The following is a 1,245-nucleotide window of genomic DNA, read 5'->3' on the forward strand; positions in this document are numbered from 1 at the left end:
GGCGCGGCGGCCCGGGCAGCCGCCTCGGCGGAGGCCACCGGCTCCGAGCGGGCCGCCGCCCTCGCCCCCGCCCGTGCCGCGTCCACGCACCGGATCTGCGCGGCGGCCGCGGCCAGCGCCCAGAGCAGGGTCACCGTGAACAGCGCGAGGACGGGCAGGACCATCGCCGCCTCCACGGTCACGAACCCCCGGTCAGAACGGCGCATCGAGGGCCTTCCCGATCACCGACTCCAGCGCCCCCGAGACCGCCCCGCTGGTCACGATCTTGTAGAGCACGGCGGCGAACGCCGCCGCGGCGATCGTCCCCACCGCGTACTCGGACGTGGTCATCCCCGCGTCGCGGCGCGCGGCCGCCCGCCGCGCCCGCCACCAACCGCCCAGCCACACCTTGACCGCCATACCGACCTCCTCGTTCCGTGTTCCCTCATGCCGTCACCGCTTCGACGTGTCATCACGTCGTGTCGTGTCTCGTCGTCGTGTCGTGTCGTCGTGTCTCGGCGTCGTGTTCATCCGTCCAGCAGTCCCGCCGCGAGGCCGATCACCACCGGAGCCACCCCCACCGCCAGGAAGGCGGGCAGGAAGCAGAGCCCTACGGGCGCGCTGATCAGCACCTGGGCCCGGCGTGCCCGGGCCGCCGCCGCGCGGGCACGGACGGCACGCAGGGCGGTCGCGTGCCGGGCGACGGCCTCCGCCGCCGGCGCTCCCGAGGAACCCGCCCGCTCCATGCAGCGGGCCAGCCCTTCGGCGCCCGGTATCGCGCCGAACCTCCCCCACACCTCGGCCGGTTCGCCGCCGAGCCGCAGTTCGGCGGCCGTGCGGGTCAGACGCTCCCCGAGGGGCCCGCCCAACGACCGGCCCACCGCCTCCGCCGCCGCACCGGGCCCGGCTCCGGAGGCGGCGCAGGCCGCCAACAGATCGGCCGCGAGCGGCAGGTGGCGCGCCGCCTCCTCGTCTCCGGCAGGTGGCGCGACCCGCCTCATGGCCCACCACCTCACTCCCGCGGCCGTCAGGGCCCCGGCGCACAGACCGCCGACCCCGCCGCACAGCACCCAGCCGAAGCCGACCCCCACCAGGGGCAGCACCCAGAGCCCCGCCCTGGGCGGGGCTCTGGGTGCTGCCCCTGGTGGGGGTCGGCTTCGGCTGGGTGCTGTGCGGCGGGGTCGGCGGTCTGTGCGCCGGTGCCCTGACGGCCGCGGGAGTGAGGTGGTGGGCCATGAGGCGGGTCGCGCCACCTGCCGGAGACGA

3 protein-coding genes are annotated in these 1,245 nt (G+C 76.8%); all 3 read right to left on the reverse strand.

Annotation, left to right across the window (positions count from 1 at the left end; genetic code table 11):
• Nucleotides 1-206: TadE family type IV pilus minor pilin (locus CCN56_RS40665; RefSeq protein WP_179200170.1), on the reverse strand; the 206-nt coding region annotated here is incomplete at its 3' end.
• Entirely contained in the window at nt 193-399 is a 207-nt protein-coding gene (locus tag CCN56_RS40670; RefSeq protein ID WP_086832550.1) for a DUF4244 domain-containing protein, read from the reverse strand. The genes CCN56_RS40665 and CCN56_RS40670, both read right to left, overlap by 14 nt.
• A 107-nt stretch (nt 400-506) precedes the next feature.
• Nucleotides 507-1,232, reverse strand: a complete 726-nt coding sequence (locus CCN56_RS40675; protein ID WP_086832551.1) for a type II secretion system F family protein — start codon at nt 1,230-1,232, stop codon at nt 507-509.
• Nucleotides 1,233-1,245 lie beyond the last annotated feature (13 nt).

Origin of the sequence: Streptomyces sp. NRRL B-24572, assembly GCF_002156145.1 — a bacterium.
Taxonomy (GTDB): Bacteria; Actinomycetota; Actinomycetes; order Streptomycetales; family Streptomycetaceae; genus Streptomyces; species Streptomyces vietnamensis.

Excerpts from the sequence above, each read along its gene's own strand:
- CCN56_RS40670 (WP_086832550.1), bottom strand. The coding sequence starts at position 399 with ATGGCGGTCAAGGTGTGGCTGGGCGGTTGGTGGCGGGCGCGGCGGGCG.